This window comes from Streptomyces sp. NPDC090088, from assembly GCF_044747345.1.
Classification (GTDB): domain Bacteria; phylum Actinomycetota; class Actinomycetes; order Streptomycetales; family Streptomycetaceae; genus Streptomyces.
The window spans coordinates 1-17,778 of record NZ_JBIVDZ010000015.1 but is presented as its reverse complement, the minus strand read 5'-3'; the positions used below and the strand labels follow the sequence as shown (position 1 = coordinate 17,778).

Genomic DNA, 17,778 nt, shown 5'->3' with positions numbered 1-17,778 from the left:
CGCGTGTCGGGTTGACGGTCCGCGGGCTACTTCGCGGCGGGCTCGTAGTTGTAGACGGGCGGGTACTGGGAGCCAGGCTGCGGCGTGACCTTGACGTCCTTGGCCGTGGCGTAGGCGTTGACGATGACGTTCCAGGGTGCGTTGTACGCCTGGTCGACGACGTACTTGTTCAGCTGCTGGAACAACTGGGTCTGCCGTGCGCCGCTCGCGGCGCCGATCTTGGTGATCAGCGCGTCGGCCTGGGGGTCGTCGTACTTGAGCGGGTTCCAGGTGGCGTTCCTCGGCAGCTGGAGCTGGATCTTGTCCCAGGGTGTGGTGGCGCCGAGCTTGAAGTACGACATCGCGTATTTGCCGGCCAGCAGGCTGCTGAAGATCTGGTCGCTGGGCAGGGTCTTGAGGGTGACCTTGATGCCGATGTCCTTGAGGGACTGGGTCAGCGCGGCCTGCTCCTGCGGGAAGATCCCGGACAAGTCAGGGATGGTGACGGAGAACCCGTTCGGGTAGCCGGCCTCGGCCAGCAGCTTCTTGGCCTTCGCCGGATCGTAGGAGTAGGCGTTGTCCAGCGAGGCGTCGTAGCCTGCCTCGCCCTTGGCGAAGAGCTGGCTGGTGGCGGTGCCCAGGCCGGTCTTGGCGGACTTGATGATGGCCTTGCGGTCGAACGCGTAGTTCAGTGCCTGGCGGACCTTGAGCTTGCCGAGCGCGGGCACGATCTTGCCGGCCCGGTCCCAGATGTAGAGGCCCTCGATGTCGCCGGGCTGGTAGGTGGTGACGTTCAGGCCCCGGCTCTCGACGGTCTTGACCCGGTTGAGGTTGAGGGTGGAGCCGTCGATCTGGCCGGACAGCAGCGCGTTGGTGCGGGCCGTCGGGTCCTGGATGTACTTGATGACGATCTTGTCGTACGGGAATGCTTTGGTGTTCCAGTAGTCGTCGTTGCGGACGTAGGTGTAGGTCTGGCCGGACGTGGTGGCGGAGGTGTCCAGCTTGTAGGGGCCGGAGCCGACCGGGGTCTTCGCGTCGCCGAGCGCCTTGGGGCTGGCGATCATGCCGGAGACCTGGCCGAGAGCGGGCAGCAGCGCGGCGCTGGGGTGGCTGAGCCTGACGGCGACGGTGGTGCTGTCGACGGCCTCGACGCCGGTGACGTCCTGGATCTCGTCGGAGGCGGTGCCGGTGCCGTTCTTGGTGTGCAGCAGGCTCTTGGCGACGGCGCTCGCGTCCAGGGCGGTGCCGTCGGTGAACTTCACGTCCTTGCGGAGCTTGAGCGTGAGGGTGGTCCGTGCCTTGTCGTACGACCAGGACGTGGCCAGGTTGGGGGTGGTCTCCCCCTTGGTGTTCAGCCTGATCAGGGTGTCGTAGACGGGCTGGTAGTACTGGGCCTCCGGACCGATGCTGGCCTCGGCCAGATCCCACGGCGTGGCGGTGACCGACTCGCCCAGGGTCAGGGTCTTGTCCCCGGCCGCGGTGCCGGTGCCGCCGCCGCAGCCCGCGACGGTCACTGTGAGGAGGCCGGCTCCCACGAACGCCACTGTCTTGCGCATGTTCTCTCCACCTGTCTCATTCCTAAGGCTCCTGGTCGTCCCCCGTGGGGTCCCGCTCACGGCCGCGCACGGCCGGTACCGCTGGTGCGTCCTGCGACCCGGTCACGGTCGCGGACACGGTTAACCGGCTCACGGCCGGGCGTGCTTCACGGCCCATTCGCCGCACAGCCGGACGCTCTCCTGCGGGGTCGGCCGCGCCCCTCGGTCGACCTCGATGATCAGCCAGCCGTCGAAGCCGTCCGGCAGAGCGCCGACGAACCCCTCGATGTCGGCGTTGCCGTGCCCGGGCTCGGACCACAGACCTGCCAGGACGGTCTTTCGGTAGTCCCAGCCCGCGTCCCTGGCCTGGGCGGCGAGGGAGAGGTCGAGGTCCTTGATGTGGACGCTCGCCACCCGGTCCGCATAGTCGTGCACCAGGCCGGTGGCGTCGGCGCCGGCCCAGGCCAGATGCCCCAGGTCGGGTCCGAAGGAGAGCACGGAGGCGTCCACGGTGTCCAGGACGAACCGGGTCTCCTCCTCGGTCTCGGCCCAGGTGCCGACGTGCGGGTGGAAGGCGGGGGTGATGCCTTCGGCGCGGATGATCCCGGCGGTCTCGGCGAGCAGGTCGCGCACCCGCTCCAGCCGGTCACGGTCGGCGAGGTGGCCGACGGCCGGGCGGGCGACCCGCTCCGCGTCCTTGGCCATGCCCATGGCCAGGAAGACGGTGGGCACACCGAGGGCGGCGTGCTCGGCGGCGACCCGGGCGGCGGTGTCGCGGAAGGTCTGCCGCTGCACCTCGTCGTCGCTGAGGCGCACGGGGACGTAGCCGGGGGCGGGGCTGATTCCGTACGCGGTGAGCCGGTCGGCGTACGCCTGCGGGGTCAGGTCACCGGGCACGGCGCTGTGCAGGGCGGTGATGCCCGCGTCCCGGATCACGGCCAGCTGGTCGTCGAGCGGCGGGGCGAGGGTGGGGTCGATCCAGCCGTCGGCGCTCGCGACCCACTGGAGGGGGTTGACGGCGAGGCGGTCCTGCCTGATCTTCACGGCGGTGCGGTCCTTTCTGGGGGGGGCTCGGTCAGCGGGAGGTGCGCGGCGCGGGGCGCTCGCAGCTGCTGCCGAGGGTGACGAATCGCTTCTGCTGCTGGGAGGTCTGGATGCTCTCCAGGACGTCCAGGGTGTGGAACGCGAACTCCGCGCCGGCCCGCAGCGGCCCGCCCTCGACGGCGTTCGCGAGGTCCCGGACACCGAGGCCGCGCCGGTGCTGTTCGGGGCTGCCGACGGCACCGAAGAGTTCGGTGACCGGTGTGAGGACCTGCCACTCGGTGTCCTGGTGGCGCTTGAGACGTACGTCGCCGTCGAAGAAGTTGGGGTTGGGCAGGGCCAGGGTGCCCTCGGTGCCGTAGATCTCGATGCGGGGCAGTTCGGTGTCCCAGACGTCGAAGCTGAACAGCGCGGTGCCGAGGGCACCGGAGGCGAAGGTGAGGGTGGCGGAGGCGTGGGTGGGGACCTCGACGGTGACCTCGTCGACGACCCGTTCGGGGCTGGTGACCTTCCGGGTCGGGGCGCCGACGCGGGTGGCGGCGGACACCTGGGCCACCGGGCCCAGGCAGTTGACCAGCGTGGCCAGATAGTAGGGGCCCATGTCCAGGACCGGGCCGCCGCCGGGGCCGTAGAAGGCGCGCGGGTCGGGATGCCAGGTCTCGGCGCGGCTGGAGCGGACGAAGGCGGTGGCGCCGATCACCTCGCCGATCAGCTCCTGGTCGACGGCGTGCCGGGCGGTCTGCACCGCGCTGCCGAGGAACGTGTCGGGGGCGGAGCCGAGCAGCGCGGTGCCGCGTTCGGCGGCGGCGAGGACCTTGCGCGCCTGGTCGGTGGTCGCGGCGACGGGCTTCTCGACGTAGACGTGCTTGCCGGCGTCCAGCGCGGCGGTCACGGTGTCGGCGTGGAACCGTGGCGGGGTGATGTTGACGATGATGTCGACGCCGTCGTCGGCGAGAAGGTCGTCGCCGTCGCCCCACGCGGGGATGCCGAAGTCCGCCGCCGCGCGCTCGGCGCGGGCCGGGTCGACGTCGGCGACGCGGACCACGTCCAGGCCGGGCAGGGTGCGCATGCCCTCGACGTAGCGGCCGAAGATGTTGCCGGCGCCGAGGATGCCGACGCGGTGCCGGGCCGTGTGCTGAACCATGGGTCTCCTGAATGACGTTCTGCTGCGGGAAGCGGGCGGAGTCAGGCGACGATCAGCGGCCTGAGGGTGCGGTGGGCGATCTCCAGGCCGGTCTTGACGCGCTCGGTCGTGCCGCTCCAGAGCGGGTCCTCGTGCTCGACGGAGAGGGTGCCGGTGAAGCCGTGCTCGTACAGGGCGTCCACGACGGCGTTCCAGTCGACCTGACCGCGGCCGGGCACGCGGTAGCGCCACCAGCCGGTGTCCCAGGGGTCCGCGCGCCGGACGGCCTTGCCGAAGAAGCCGTAGCGGTCCACCCGGCCCGGCTGGATCTCCAGGTCCTTGGCCTGGGCGTGGACGATGCGGTCGGCGTAGGGGGCGATGGTGGCGACCGGGTCGATGCCGATCCAGGTCAGGTGCGAGGGGTCCCAGTTGAGGTGGAGGCCGAGGGAGAACATCCACTCCCACAGCTCCGGCGAGTACGCGAGGTTGCCCGGGTAGCCGTCCGGGTGCCAGCCCTCCATCACGCAGTTCTCGATGACGATCCGGACGTCCCGCTCCCCCGCGTACTCCACGAGTTCGGGAAGGATCTTCTCGGCCTCGGCGAGGTTCTCGGACACCGGCCGGGTCCAGTCGCGTCCGACGAAGGTGCCCACGTACTCCACACCGAGCAGCGCCGCTGCGTCGACCACCGACTTGAGGTGGGCGCGGATCTCGGCCCGCCGCTCCGGGTCGGGGTGCAGATTGTTCTCGTAGTAGGCGAGCGCGGAGGCCGTCAGTCCGTGACGGGCCAGCAGGGCGTTGGTCGAGTCCGCGGCGGCGGCGTCGAAGCCGGTGACCGGCAGGTGCGCGGCCTCGAAGTCGCGGCCTCCGGTGTCCGGCCAGGCGGCGATCTCCAGGGCCTCGTAGCCCGTACGGCCCGCCCAGGCGGCGATCTCGGCGAGGGACAGTTGCGGCAGGCAGGCGGTGAGCATGCCGAGTTTCATACGGAGGCCTCCAGGGGTTGCGGGTCTCGCGGCGGCGTGCCGTACGGCGCTACCGCGGGCGCCACCTCGGTCCAGGTCAGGGTGATCGCGGAGGCCAGCGCGGCCTCGACGAGTTCGGCGGCGCGGACACCGTCCGCGCCGGTGGGCAGGCCGTCGGGCGTGCCGCCCCGTACGGCCTCGTAGGTGTCGGCGACGAAGGCGGCGAAGCAGTCGGCGTACCCCTGGGGGTGTCCGGCGGGCAGCCGGGACAGCCGCCGCTGCGCGGCACTGCCGTGTCCCGGGTCCCGGAAGAGCACCCGCGCGCCGTCCGGCTCGCCGAGCCAGACGGTCTCGGGGTTCTCCTGGTCGAAGACAGCGGAGGCGGCGGAACCGTCGAGCTCGAACCAGAGCCGGTTCTTGCGGCCGGCCGACACCTGGGAGACCGTCAGGCTGCCCAGCACCCCTTCACCGGTGCGCAGCAGCAGGGTCGCCGCGTCCTCGGTGCGCACCGCCACCCGGGGACCGTGCCCGGAGGCGGCGAAGCTGGTGCCGGTACCGGCGGGCCGGGTGGCCACGGTGGTGCCGAACCTGGCGGTCAGCTCGGTGAAGCGGACTCCGGCCACCCACTCCACCAGGTCGCACCAGTGCGAGCCGATGTCCGCGAAGGCCCGCGAACGCCCGCCGGCCGCCGGGTCCACCCGCCAGGACATGGCGTCCGCGGAGAGCATCCAGTCCTGCAGGTAGCTGCCGTGGATGAGCTGCCAGGTGCCGAACTCGCCGCTCAGCCTCCGCTCGCGGATCTCCCGGACCAGCGGGTGGTAGCGGTAGACGAAGGGGACGGCGAGCACCAGTCCCGCCTCGTCGGCGAGGCGGGTCAGGCGCCGCGCGTCCGCAGCCGAGGTGGCGAGGGGTTTCTCGCACACGACGTGCTTGCCGGCGGCCAGAGCCGCCTCGGCCTGGCGGACGTGCAGGGCGTTCGGGGTGCAGACGTGGACGACCCGCACGCTGTCGTCCTCCAGTGCGGAGGCGAGGTCCGGGTAGCCACGGGTGACGCCCCAGGCCTCGGCGGCCCGGGCGCTCCGCTCCGGCGTCGAGGCGACCACACCGGCCACCTCTCCCCCGGCGGCTCGGATGGCCCCGGCGTGCACCGCGCCGATCATTCCCGCTCCCACCACCACGGCTCGCATCGCGCCGCTCACCGGCACACCTCCGCTGTCCGAATCCCCACGCCGACATGAACGCCGCGTTGCGCCACACCTTTGTTTAGTTCGTCGATTACACACAAGAGGTGCAATTTAATTTTCTCTAAGGCCTAAAGATGGACAAATTCGAGTGAAGGATGTCCGACTACTTGGTTATTGCTGCAACCTGCAAGGAACAGCCTTCGGTTCACTTGACGTCATAACCAAGTGACATTACGTTCACCAGAATGCATAAAGACGACTTGGCCGGTAGCGGCCCCACGGAGCCCGAAGCCGTGCCGCTCGCCCTCCGCCGGGTACTCGGACTGGTGGTATCCGGCGAGGCCACCAACCGGGCGGAGATCGCCCGGCGCAGCGGTCTGGCGCGCTCGACGGTGGGACAGCAGGTCGACCAGCTGATGAGCACCGGAATCCTGGAGGAGGTCGAATCGAAGCGCTCCGTACGCGGCCGGCCTCCGCGAGTCCTCACGGTCAGCCCGCAGGCAGGCACAGTGCTCGTCGCCGACATCGACACCGCCGCCTCACGAATCGCGATCGCCGACCTCAACCGCCGAGTCCTCGCGACGGAGACAGTGCCCGTGCGCATCGAAGCAGGGCCTGGCGCGGTTCTGGACACCGTGGCCGAGCGCCTCAAGACCCTTCTGGACCGCCAGCGTCGTGATCCCGGCCGCGTGCGTCAGGTCGTCGTCGGGCTCCCAGGCCCGGTCGACTTCGAGCAGGGGTGCGCCGTCCAGCCGACCGGCATGCCCGGCTGGGACGGCTACCCGGTGGCCGAGCATCTGGGCCGGCTCTTCGGCACTCCGGTGATCGTGGACAACGACGTCAACCTGATGGCCCTCGGCGAGGCGGCCCACGAACGCCTGGACACGCCGCTGCTGTGCATCAAGATCTCCAGCGGCATCGGCTCGGGCCTCGTCACGGCGGACGGCGGCCTCTACCGGGGGGCCGACGGTGCCGCGGGCGACATCGGACACATCCGGGCGGTCGGCGGCGGCAATACACTGTGTGCCTGCGGCAACGTGGGCTGTGTCGGCGCCGTCGCCTCACACCGCGCGGTACTACGCGGCCTCGGTATCCCCGAGTCGACCGAGGACGACCCTGCATTCGGTGCACGCGAACTCGCCCGGCGCATCACCGAGGGCGAGCCGACCGCGCTGCACGCGGTCCGCCAGGCCGCCACCGAGATCGGCGAGGTGGTCGCCATGCTGGTCCACATGTTCAATCCGCGCACCGTAGTGCTGGCAGGTCCGCTCAGCGAACTGCGCGACGACCTCGTGTCCGCCGTACGTGCGGCCGTCTACCAGCGGGCACTGCCCTTGGCCACCCGGAAGCTCACCATCACCGCAAGCCGTCTCAAAGGCACCTCCGGCCTACACGGCGGCATCGCCCTCGCCACCCAGGACATCTTCAGCCCACCCGGCATCGCCCAACTGCTCGCGGAGGCGTCGGCGGGCAGTCTCTGAAGCTCACCCCCAGCGCGGCAGCGCTCGCAGCCAACGAGCTGACAGAGAGCATTCCTTTCTCCGGGATATGACATCCCGCCGAGCTGAGCAGTGGTCGATCCAGTTCTCACGGTGCTGTGTAAGCAAACTGCATCGGCCAAGACACTCCACCACTGCGGATGACGATCAGGCAGGCTTGTCCCCTTGGCTGGCGGTGCGGTGACGGCAGCTGGCATCTCGGGGCTGCGGGCAGTCCCCGATCGTTGGCCTCAGTTCTCGGTGATGCACTCCATGTCGCTGGAACCCTCGATCCAGCTACCCCAGGGGTCCTGGATGTAGTGGAAGAAGTTCGAGCCAAGGGTGTGGCGCCCCAGACCCCGGCCATGCGCATGCCCTGCGACAGCCATGGTCTGCGCACCATGGCGATCTGGTCGATATCGGCGGCCTGCTGGCCGGAGTGATGCGGGCCGGGACGTCTGGATCGAGCGCCTCAGCGGCCTGCCACAGGCTGAGGAAACCCCCTTCATCGCGGCCACCGGCCGCCTTTCTGACCTTCCTCGATCAGTTCGGCGCCCCTCGTCGAAGTCCTGGCGGGCCCTCGGCAGTTGACCTCAATCCCACGCGATCCCTGACAGACCGCTCGCCAAGGAGCCGCAACACTGGGTTGCCGCCATCCTCTGTCGGCGCGACGAGCACCGCAACGTCATACCGGGCTCCTCTCGGCACCGAAGGGGGAAAAAACTCTCCCCCTCCGTCTTCTGCTCAAACGTGAAAGCGTACCCACAGCGACGCCCCAGAAGGGACATTCCGTTGGGACAGCATCCAGGACACAGAAAACTCCTCGGGCTCGCCAGCACAGGCGCGGCGGGAACCATGCTGGGTGCGAGCGGCTTCGGCTGGCGGAACGCCGTGGCTGGGCCCCCGCGGTGACGACCGTACCCGGCCACCATGGTCCCCACAGATTCGGCCTGGTACGAAACGTCGACCGCGAGAACGGCGCACTGGAGATCAATTCCCGTGACCGACAACAACATCTGCGGCGCCTGCCCAATGCCTCCGTCTCACCGGTCTCAGAGGCCACATCACCACGCCTCCGACCACGCGGTGGGACGCCCGTCTGACATTTCCCCTCGCATGCTCCCCGGGTACGCGGTCATTTTCCTACCCAGCCAGCTGATCACAAACCAGAAAAGTGCCACGCATCATGACTATCTCCGATTCCACGGATTCGACCGATTCAGCCGCTCCTTCTGTCCCCGGGAACCTCGGACGGGTCGTCTACATCGCCAGCGCCGCTGCCATCGGAGGCTTCCTGTTCGGGTACGACAGCGCCGTCATCAACGGAGCAGTCACTGGCATCCAGCATCACTTCGCCGTCTCCGCCGGTCAGACTGGCACCATTGTCGCCGTGGCCCTGCTCGGGTCCGCCTTCGGAGCCGCAGTAGCGGGCCGAATCTCCGACCGTGTGGGGCGGCTGCGAGTGATGCATATCGCCGCGGCCCTCTTCGCCATCAGCGCGTTGGGCTCCGCGCTGCCCTTCTCCACGTGGGACCTGGGCGCCTGGCGCTTTCTGGGAGGCACCGCCATCGGCCTCGCCTCGCTGATCGGCCCAACCTATATCGCCGAGGTGGCACCACCCGAGTACCGCGGCCGCCTGGGCTCCTTCCAACAGGCAGCGATCGTGCTGGGCATCACCGCCTCCCAACTCATCAACTGGGCCATCGCACAAGGAGCAGGAGGCCGGAGCGAGAACCCCCTCGGCGCCCTCGACGCCTGGCAGTGGATGCTGATGGCCGCGGTCATCCCGGCCGTGACCTACTTCGCGCTGACCTCACGTATCCCGGAGTCTCCTCACTATCTGATCGCCACGGGGCGCACGGACGATGCCCGACAGGCGGTACTGGACATCCAGGGCCCCAGCGTGGACGTGGAAGCCCGCATCGCCGACATCAACCGCTCGCTCCGGGACGCGCACAAATCCCGGCTCCGGGATGTGTTCGGCGGTCGTTTCATTCTACTGCCCGTAGTGTGGGCCGGCATCGGGCTGGCTGTCTTCCAGCAACTGGTCGGCATCAACGTGATCTTCTACTACTCGTCTGTGCTCTGGCAGTCAGTAGGCATTGACCAGTCCAGCTCCCTGCTGATCAGCCTCTCCACATCCGTCATCAACATCATCGGCACGATCGTCGCGATGCTGCTCATTGACCGCATCGGGCGCAAGCCACTGGCACTCATCGGATCCGTAGGCATGATGGCGTCGCTCGCGCTGGCCTCGTGGGCCTTCTCCTACAAGACCGGTGCCGGGAACCACATCTCCATCCCGGACACCCAGGGCACCGTCGCCCTGGTCTCCGCCCATGTCTTCGTGTTCTTCTTCGCGGTCTCCTGGGGCGTGGTGCTGTGGGTCATGGTGGGTGAGATGTTCCCACTGAAGATCCGCGCCGCCGCGATGTCGGTGGCCACCGCCTTCAACTGGATTGCCAACTGGGCGATCACCGAGACCTTCCCCCGCATGTCGGAGTGGAACCTGTCTGCGAGCTACGCCATCTACGCCGTCTTCGCCCTCCTCTCCGGAATCTTCATCGCTACCGCGGTCACCGAAACAAAGGGCACCAAGCTGGGAGAGGCCGCCTGAGGACCGCTATCGACCCTGACACCAGGCTGTCGTGGATCCACGGTGGACAGCAGGCCATCGCCTGCTCCTGCAGGGGGTGCCACGTGCGGACGGACTTGGAGGTGGGTGATCTGGGCGTCCGCATGGATGCGGCCGGCCTGCCTGAGCCTCTGGTAGACGGCGGCGGTGACGTCGCCGCCGGCTCTCATGAGCCGACGGCCAGACCATCCTCGTCCTCCCGCTGCCCATGCGGGAGAAGGCTCCTGCCTCGAGCCCGGCCGCGGCGTCCTACTGACGGCACCAGCTTGTGCGGGCTCAGGTCGTCTCGCCCGCAACGAGGCGGAGAAGTGGCACCCCGGCCGCCGGGTATCGAGGTGCGGGGCGTCCGAGCGCAACGAACAGCTCGGGGATGAAACGGTCGACATAGGCCTCCATGTCGACGGCGATCGTGGTCAGGCGTGGGGCCCAGAGTTGGCCGACGTCGGTCGCATCGACGCCCACCACGGCCAGCGCGGCCGGTACCGGTCGGCCGAGCTGCGCCGCGGCGGCGAGGACAGCCAGCGCGACATCGTCGTCGAGGGCAGCCACTCCGAGTGGGACATCCTGGGGTAGTCCGCTTAGCACAGCCGTCGCGGACTCCAGTTCGAGGGGGACCGACACTCGCAGCGGGGCTTCAAGGCCGCGCCGTTCACAGGCGGCTGTGACGGCGGCGAAGCGAGACGGGCCGTACGGGTCCGGACGACGGTCGGCGAGCGCCGCGTACACGATCCGGCGCTCGCCTCGTTTCGCCAGCTCCCTGACCTGCAGCTCCGCGATCTCCTCTTGCGGCCCGCGCTCCTGGCCGGCCTGTGGCCGGGGTTCGAGGTTGTGCTCGGCCGGAACGGTCGGTACGCCGTGAGCCGCCAGCCGGGCGCGGGCAGGCCGGTCGAGCGCACCGAAGTCGACAACGACCAGGGGGAGAAGTCGCAGCAAGCAGTGCGACGGCCGTTACCGAGGGGCTATCAGTCGCGCAGCGGAGTACCACATTCAAGCCGAGACCCACCGTGTCATCGGTGAGGCGCTCGATCGCGACCTGCAGGTTCTGTCCCATGGTGGTGTCGGGCATGAGGACAACAACGGTGTCGCCCCGACCTGTGACCAAGGGTCGACCGGTGGGCGAGGGACGGTAGTCCAGGGCTTGCGCCGCGGCGCGGACGCGTATCCGCGTCTCCTCCGGGAACTTCCCCTCCCGGCCGTTGACGATGTGACTCACGGTCGCGCGCGAGACCCCTGCCCGCGCGGCCACGTCCGCGGCGGTTGCGGGGCGACGGCCGCTCGTGGCCTCCATCGGACATCGCCCCCTTTCGGTCCTCCCGGACGATCCGCCCTGGCGTAGACATCGCGAGCGTCGTGCCGCCTTTCCTTGCCGGGAAGTATCACGGACCGATCCCTACCCCGCCGGAAGTATCACGTGATACTAAGGGCGCTGATGCTTTGCCCCACCGCACGGCCCTGGCTGTTGTCCGAGGAGCCGCAATGCCAGAAGCGCCGCCGGATCCACCGCAGTCGCTGCGGCAAGCAGAACCCTCCGCCGCTCCGGCTCCGACCACCCCCACCCCGGCCAACGGTCAGCCCAGGGTCGGCCGCCAGCACATCGTGCTGATGGTGCTGGGCCTGTGGCCGGACGGCCCGGCCGGCCACGCCGCCGCCCCGACTCGCTGCTCGGCGACAAGGACTACGACTCCAACCCCCACCGCGAGGAGCTGCGCAAGCGCAGGATTCTGCCGGTCATCTCCCGCAAGGGCGCCTCGAACATCAAGAGCCTGGGCAAACTCCGCTACGTCGTGGAGCAGACCTTCACCCTGCTCCACCAGTTCAAACGCCTCGTCGTCCGCTGGGAACGCCGAACTGAACTCCACGATGCCTTCGTCTCATTGGCCTGCGGCCTCATCTGCTGGAGGAGGCTGAAAAAGCATCGATCATGATCATGCCACGAGCTGCTGGCTACACCTCACACCACTTACCCAGAGGGCCGGCCGCCTGCGTCTGGGTGAACTCGTGCACCAGGTTCCATGCCCGATCGATATCCAGGACAAAGTCGCCCGTGAACACGGCGAGGTCGTCCATGATCGGGACTTCTACCTCGGCGCCCGAGGGTACCGTGCCGTCTCCTACGAGCAGAGACATCCGCTCGGTGTCACTCATCAGATGGACGACCGCGTGATCATCTCGGACGGCCAGGGTCAGCACCGGGGACTCCCTGTCCAGCGACCGAACCTCGACGTAGCCCTGACCATGGGAACGCAGGTCGTTGAAGCGGTCCGCCAGATCCTCCACCTCCGAACGTCGCTCAACGGGATGGAACAGTCCCGATTCCGGCGACGTCGCCGCCCACACCACGCTCATCCAGCCCCTCTTCCCCACAGAGGTCATCACCCACGGTCCAGGGCCACGCTCCCACGCTCCACCATGAGGCGACTACTGGGACTTGGGCGCACGGTCGTGTTACCAGCTCCTAGTAGGGCTTGGTCAGGTTCGTATGGGTATGGGTATGTCGCGGTGGCAGGTGGGGCAGGCGCCGGTCCAAGTGGCGAGGATTGTCTGCAGGTAGCGGACGACCTGGTAGAGGCTCAGACCGGCGCTGTGTCTTTTGGGTTTCGCGTCAGTCGTTGCAGGGTGCAGAAGGCGTGGGCGGCGGAGACGAGGGGGACGTGGTGGTGCCAGCCGCCCCAGGTGCGGCCCTCGAAGTGGGCCAGGCCCAGGGCCTGTTTCATCTCGCGGTAGTCGTGCTCGATGCGCCAGCGCATCTTGGCCCAGCGCACCAGATCGGCGACGGGTGTGGGGGCGGGCAGGTTGGTCATCCAGTAGCCGGTGGGCTCGGCCGCCGTCTCGGGCTGTTCGACCAGCAGGGTCCGCAGAGGCAGTACTCCGTTCCACCAGCTGCGTCCGCTGGCGTGTTCCTGCGCTGTGCGGGTGGCTTCCTTGCCCGACGGCCGTACCTGAAGCACCGCAAAGCGTGAGGTCATCGATCCCTTGCTGCCCTGGCGCCAGGTGACGTCCTCGAAGCGGGTCTGCGGATCGATCAATTGATGCAGGGGGCGGGCCGGCTCGCGGTAGCGGGGCAACGTGGGCGGGCCCAGCCCCTGGTAGGGCGGCAGGTGCGGCTCGGCACTGGCGGGGCGGGCGACTTCCTTGGGCTCGACGGCCATGATGTAGGACCAGCCGCGTTCTTCCAGTGCCAGGCGGAAGGAGACGCTGCGGCCGTAGCCGTAGTTGGCCACGATCACCGGCACCGAGGGCAGCCAGCCCGCCAGCTTGTTGAGCAGTCCCAAAACCAACCGGGGCTTGGTCACATGCTCGACCTCGTCGGGCACCCCCGCGGCCTTGCGCCGCTGCAGGTCGTGGGCCCATTCCTCGAGTAGGACCAGTTCCCATTCCAAGGGGCAGGAGGCGGTGTCGGTGGCCGCGTGCACGGTGGCGACCTGGCAGTTGGCCCGTTTCCCCAACGCTCCGCAGTACTGATCCTGTTGGCGAAATCGTCAGGCTGCTGCGGGGAGCCCTTCGAGGTGTGAGGTTCGGGTTCGGGCCAGGGGTGTATCGGCGAGCCAGGCGTCGATGCGGAGGAGGTTGAGGGCAGCAGCGGAGAGGATCTGTTGCAGCTGGACCTTGGCCAGGCCGCGGTAGCGGGCGTGACGGATGTCGGGGCCGCGGATGGCCTGGGAGATCGTTCCCTCCACCCCTGCTCGGCGGCCGTAGCTCTCCTGCCAAGCGGCGGTGTCCTGTTCCTGCCGGTGCCGTTGCAGGGCCTCATGCTGGGCTTGCGGTCGTAAGACCAGGTCGCGTGGTTCACGGGTCCGTCGTGTGCACCTGCCGCGCACGGGGCATGCCGCGCAATCCTGGTCGGGGAACCGGATCCGGATGACGGGGTGTCCGCGGCTGTCGAGCTGCTCGCGCCACTGCCGGGCTACCGCGCCCTGGGGACAGACTGCGGTGTGGGCCTGCCAGTCGATGGTGAAGGCAGTGACATCGAATCCTTCATTGGCCCTGGCCTGCCAGCTGGTGTCCGGTGGCATGGGACCGATCAGGCGGACCCCGTGGTCGCGGGCGGCATCGAGAAGGGTGTTCGCAGCCATGTAACCGGTATCGACCAGGTGCTCGTCGGGCAGCAGACCACGATCGTCGAGGCGGTCGTGAACCGGCGCGATCATGTTCTGGTCGCTCCGGGAAGCGTCGGTGGTATCCACATCAACAACCAGGTGAGGCCGGTCGGGGCCGCAGTACTCAGTCATGTGGCTCTTGTATCCGGTCCACTTCGTGGTCCTCTTGATCGCATAGCGGCACTCGACGTCGTAAGGCGAGGCGATCCGCTCCTGCGCGGACGGCAGTTCCTCCGTCACGCGCCAGCGCGCGCAGTCCGCAATGAGGTGGTATTGCTGCAGCCACACGGCTCGCAGGACCTGCAGCGCCTCAAGCTCGTGAAGCACGGCCGGGGCATCATCGGCGTCGATCCGGGCCAGGATCACCGCGCCATCGGCCCCCACTGCCGTCGCGTAAGCCAGCCGCTCGGTCCCGGTCTGGGGCAGCCGGTAGTTCTCCACCCGGTGCCCATAGCGGTCGGCCCACACAGGAGGCATCCAGCTACCGAGCCAGCGCGGAGCGGCGATGGCCAGGGCGTTCAGCGCAGCGCGCACGGTCTCGCCGACCAACTCCAGGCGGTTCAATACGCGTACCGCGCCCAGCACGTGCGTGGAGTCAGTGCGCGCCGCTCCGCCACTGTGGAGAAGACTGTGGTTCCGGCACAACTCCAGGAGCCGGTCGAGTACCCGGCGTTCGGCCTTGCCAGCGATGAGCCTGGCGCAGAACTCGGACAGCACCGAGAAGTCAAAGCCACGGTCGGTCAGTTCCAGGCCGAGTGCGTACTTCCATCCGATCCGCTCCCTGACCGCGGTCGCGGCCTGTCGGTCCGACAGGCCCTCGACGAACTGCAGAACGCACACCATGGCCAGCTGCCCCGGTGAGAAGGCAGGCTGTCCGCGTCGCGGGAACAGATCCGTGAAGTCGTCGTCGCGAAAGGCCGGCCCCAGAGCGTCGCGCAGGCGCATGCCGAGGCAGCCGTCCGGGAAGACCGCCCGTGCCACCTGTGCTGTCAAGTCCGGTACGGGAAGGGGCTCGTGGGCACGGAGCGACATCGTCATCACCTCATATGACGCTGTCCCCGCAGCTGACAAACCCATCATCGCGCCAACGAAGCGCTCCCCGCAGCAGCCTGACGATTTCGCCAACAGGATCAGTACTGCCGGGCCACCCCGACCGAGGACCGTCCGCATTTGGGAAAGGACACATCGTCGATGACCCACACCTCCGGCTTGACCACCTGGACCAGCCGCTCGGCAATCCGCCGCCGCACTGGCGTCCACTGCCACGGCGACTGGTTGACGAACTGCTGCAGGGCCTGCATGTTCCCGTCGGGCAGCCGCTGGGCCATCGGCTGGATCGACTTGCGCCGGCCGTCCAGCATCAGCCCTCGCAGATAACAGTCGCTCTTGGCCCGCTGATCCTTGCGCGGCACCGAGGCGAACACATCCTCCACGAACAGCCCCAACACAGCACGTAATCGGTTCACTTCATGTGCGTCCACACTCCCAACATGCTCTTGATCAGCGAAAACGCATAGACCTAACGAAGCACTAATAGCTAGTGGTCGGCCATGGTCTACAGGTCTTCCACTGTGTCGGCCAAGGAGCGCGCCGTGAATTTATGGTTGTGCAAGCTGAACGAGTAAGCGTCTTGGCCTGTGGCCGCGAAATGGGTGAGGTGATTCTCCCGCCTCCAACTTCTGCGTCCCCACCGTGAACAGACCACGATGGGGGCGTAGAGGGGCTGGCTATGACAAGGCATATCCTATGAACACGTCATCGCCCGCATTGCTTCAACTTTCGCAGTGACTACTTTCGTGTCGTGTCGCATGGGGGCGACCGAAAGCGTACGTCTGCCGTCGGGCATTGCCTGACGGCAGACAGGTCACCCTGGGGTCGGCAACGAAGACCAGAAGCCGCACTTGTGCTGCTCGGCGAAGTCACCCACGGACGTGGGTCCGCGCGTGTCGAGATTCCTGATCAAAACCTTTCCCTGACGCACGGGCTTCCAGGGGGCCTGCCCATGAATGGCCGGTACTCCATCGCGGGCAAAGCTGGCCCAAGCCTGCATCATCTGATCAGAAAGGCGCTTCTGCTTCGCGGTCAAGTCCGCCGGACCACCGAAGAATGAGGGCGTCTGGAAGATGAACTGAATCTCCTTGGCGTGGTGAGCTCCCAAACTGGGGATCTCCTTCGGTGCCGGCTTCCAGTAATTCCCGGTTCGCTCGTTGAACTCGTATCCGTAGACCGGCATTTGCTGTGACAGCGCCGTGTCTGCCTGGAACGCGGGGCAGGCGAACAGGAAGTCGGTCATGTAGTCGGCATACGCAAGTGCCGGCGAAGCATAGTTGCGCACCGGGTATTGCGCCATGACTTCCTTTGCCTTGGGTCCGAACTGCGTCTGAACGTTCTTCTTGTAGTCCGCCTCAGTGCGCAGGAGGGGAAGAGCGGCCTGCGCGAAGAGGCGTCCTTCATCCCCGTTCGATCCGTTGATGACAGGGACACGGTTCAGTGCACCGTCTTTGCGGTCCAGATTGTGCGGAAGGACAGCAGTGTCGCTCACTAGGGTCCACGGGGTGTCGCCCGCCGCTATGTCGCCAGGGGGGTTCGCGGCCACCGTCCGTGCGGGAATGCTGCGCAGGCAGCGCAGCGCCTCCTGTCCTGTAGACGGGCACTTCGCAGCCCGGGCATAGCTCTCACCGCGCTGATCCGCGACCTTGCGCGGGATTCCTGCGCACGGCCCGGACTCGTCGATCGCGCGCGTGAACAGGCCCTTGGAGCCGGGCGCGCGGAGGTGTCCGCACACGCTGACTCCCCCGGCCGACTCGCCGAAGATGGTCACCCGGCTGCGGTCGCCGCCGAACGCTGCGATGTTCCGCTGAACCCACTGCAGGGCCATCTGCTGATCGAGCAGGCCGAAGTTTCCCGATTCCCGGCCGAGTGCCGGGTGAGAGAGGAAGCCAAGGGCGCCGAGGCGGTAGTTGATCGTCACGACGATCGCGTCATGTCTCTCCGCCAGGATGTGCGGGTCGTAGTCACGACCCGCACCGGTGACGAAGCCGCCGCCGTGAATCCACACCATCACAGGCTTCGGGTGCGTGTCCTCACGAGGTGAGTAGACGTTCAGGAACAGGCAGTCCTCACTGCCCCGCATCGAGTCGCCTGGCTTGGGATTGAAGTTCCACCCGTTGACGGGCTGAACGCAGTCGGATCCGAACTTCTTTGCCACGTAGCGCTGATGCGTGGCAGAGACCGGTTTCGGAGCGGCCCATCGAAGCGGGCCGACAGGCGGTTGGGCGTAGCGGATACCCAAGAACTGACGCCCAGTGTCAGTCGTCTTCCCGACGAAAGTCCCATCCGGCGCGTCCACCTGCCCCGGCGACGTCGTTTTCTGGGTGGCGCAGGCTGTAGTGCTCAGCAACAGCACCAGACCAAGCAAGGCACCAAAACGGCGTATGTACTTCATCGTCTCCTCACAGGTGTGAGTCGTCCCGAATGTGATGAGGCTCGAGGTGTGACCGGCGGGCACGCCTCCGCGCAACGCCTCGTGTCTGGGCTGTTCGTCAGCACCGGCTTACGCGGCGGCTGGGCCACATCCGGTGGAACCCGGCTCGTGCCACTGGGGAGGTCGCGTGGCACGAGCCGGGAGTCTCTCTCCTGGCCGGATGAAGCGGGGAGACCTGTCAGGTTTGGTCGGCTCGCAGGCCGTTGGTGTAGCCGGGGATGGCGATGCCGCCGGCCTGGCCGCGGACGGCGTTGTCGATG

The 17,778-nt window shown here is 67.9% G+C and carries 12 protein-coding genes and 3 pseudogenes; 3 read left to right on the top strand and 12 right to left on the bottom strand.

Going from position 1 to position 17,778, the window contains the following annotated elements; all coding sequences use genetic code 11:
- Positions 1-26: 26 nt before the first annotated feature.
- The 5 genes from ACIPSJ_RS49395 to ACIPSJ_RS49375 all read right to left on the bottom strand — a co-directional run bounded on the left by ACIPSJ_RS49395 (position 27) and on the right by ACIPSJ_RS49375 (position 5,839).
- Positions 27-1,535 carry an ABC transporter substrate-binding protein gene (locus ACIPSJ_RS49395; protein ID WP_401356498.1) on the bottom strand — a complete coding sequence of 503 codons (1,509 nt, stop codon included), beginning with the start codon at positions 1,533-1,535 and terminating at the stop codon, positions 27-29.
- A gap of 129 nt (positions 1,536-1,664) precedes the next feature.
- Positions 1,665-2,558: a sugar phosphate isomerase/epimerase family protein gene (locus ACIPSJ_RS49390; RefSeq protein ID WP_401356495.1), complete on the bottom strand. Its 894-nt coding sequence runs from the start codon at positions 2,556-2,558 to the stop codon at positions 1,665-1,667.
- 31 nt (positions 2,559-2,589) lie between these two features.
- On the bottom strand, positions 2,590-3,699 hold the full coding sequence (locus ACIPSJ_RS49385) for a Gfo/Idh/MocA family protein (RefSeq protein WP_401356493.1): 1,110 nt from the start codon (positions 3,697-3,699) through the stop codon (positions 2,590-2,592).
- Positions 3,700-3,740: 41 nt separating this feature from the next.
- On the bottom strand, positions 3,741-4,661 hold the full coding sequence (locus tag ACIPSJ_RS49380; RefSeq protein ID WP_401356490.1) for a sugar phosphate isomerase/epimerase family protein: 921 nt from the start codon (positions 4,659-4,661) through the stop codon (positions 3,741-3,743).
- Positions 4,658-5,839 carry a Gfo/Idh/MocA family protein gene (locus ACIPSJ_RS49375; protein WP_401356487.1) on the bottom strand — a complete coding sequence of 394 codons (1,182 nt, stop codon included), beginning with the start codon at positions 5,837-5,839 and terminating at the stop codon, positions 4,658-4,660. Before ACIPSJ_RS49375 ends, ACIPSJ_RS49380 begins: the two co-directional genes overlap by 4 nt.
- A gap of 278 nt (positions 5,840-6,117) precedes the next feature.
- Here ACIPSJ_RS49375 and ACIPSJ_RS49370 point away from each other — a divergent pair, with 278 nt between their 5' ends.
- A complete protein-coding gene (locus ACIPSJ_RS49370; protein ID WP_401356484.1) occupies positions 6,118-7,305 on the top strand; it encodes an ROK family protein in 1,188 nt (395 codons plus the stop codon).
- Positions 7,306-8,488: 1,183 nt separating this feature from the next.
- Positions 8,489-9,919 (top strand): sugar porter family MFS transporter, encoded by a 1,431-nt coding sequence (locus ACIPSJ_RS49365; RefSeq protein ID WP_401356482.1) that lies wholly within the window; start codon positions 8,489-8,491, stop codon positions 9,917-9,919.
- Positions 9,920-10,213: 294 nt separating this feature from the next.
- Here ACIPSJ_RS49365 and ACIPSJ_RS49360 read toward each other — a convergent pair whose 3' ends face one another.
- A complete protein-coding gene (locus ACIPSJ_RS49360) occupies positions 10,214-10,870 on the bottom strand; it encodes a substrate-binding domain-containing protein (RefSeq protein ID WP_401356479.1) in 657 nt (218 codons plus the stop codon).
- Positions 10,871-11,066: 196 nt separating this feature from the next.
- Positions 11,067-11,225 (bottom strand): annotated as a pseudogene (locus ACIPSJ_RS49355) (LacI family DNA-binding transcriptional regulator); the annotation flags it as partial.
- A 328-nt stretch (positions 11,226-11,553) separates the two neighbouring features.
- Here ACIPSJ_RS49355 and ACIPSJ_RS49350 point away from each other — a divergent pair.
- On the top strand, positions 11,554-11,862 hold the full coding sequence (locus ACIPSJ_RS49350; RefSeq protein ID WP_401356476.1) for a transposase: 309 nt from the start codon (positions 11,554-11,556) through the stop codon (positions 11,860-11,862).
- Positions 11,863-11,881: 19 nt separating this feature from the next.
- Here the strand turns inward: ACIPSJ_RS49350 and ACIPSJ_RS49345 are convergent, their stop codons facing one another.
- From ACIPSJ_RS49345 to ACIPSJ_RS49325, 5 genes and pseudogenes are all read right to left on the bottom strand, one after another.
- Complete coding sequence (locus ACIPSJ_RS49345; protein WP_401356474.1) at positions 11,882-12,283, bottom strand: hypothetical protein; 402 nt, start codon at positions 12,281-12,283, stop codon at positions 11,882-11,884.
- Between the two features lie 224 nt (positions 12,284-12,507).
- Positions 12,508-13,392 (bottom strand): annotated as a pseudogene (locus ACIPSJ_RS49340) (IS701 family transposase); the annotation flags it as partial.
- A 24-nt stretch (positions 13,393-13,416) separates the two neighbouring features.
- Positions 13,417-15,027, bottom strand: coding sequence for an IS1182 family transposase (locus ACIPSJ_RS49335; protein WP_401356473.1), 1,611 nt, complete (start codon positions 15,025-15,027; stop codon positions 13,417-13,419).
- A 140-nt stretch (positions 15,028-15,167) separates the two neighbouring features.
- Positions 15,168-15,515: pseudogene (locus ACIPSJ_RS49330) on the bottom strand (transposase); the annotation flags it as partial.
- A gap of 383 nt (positions 15,516-15,898) precedes the next feature.
- Positions 15,899-17,479 carry a carboxylesterase/lipase family protein gene (locus tag ACIPSJ_RS49325; RefSeq protein ID WP_401356470.1) on the bottom strand — a complete coding sequence of 527 codons (1,581 nt, stop codon included), beginning with the start codon at positions 17,477-17,479 and terminating at the stop codon, positions 15,899-15,901.
- Between the last annotated feature and the right edge of the window lie 299 nt (positions 17,480-17,778).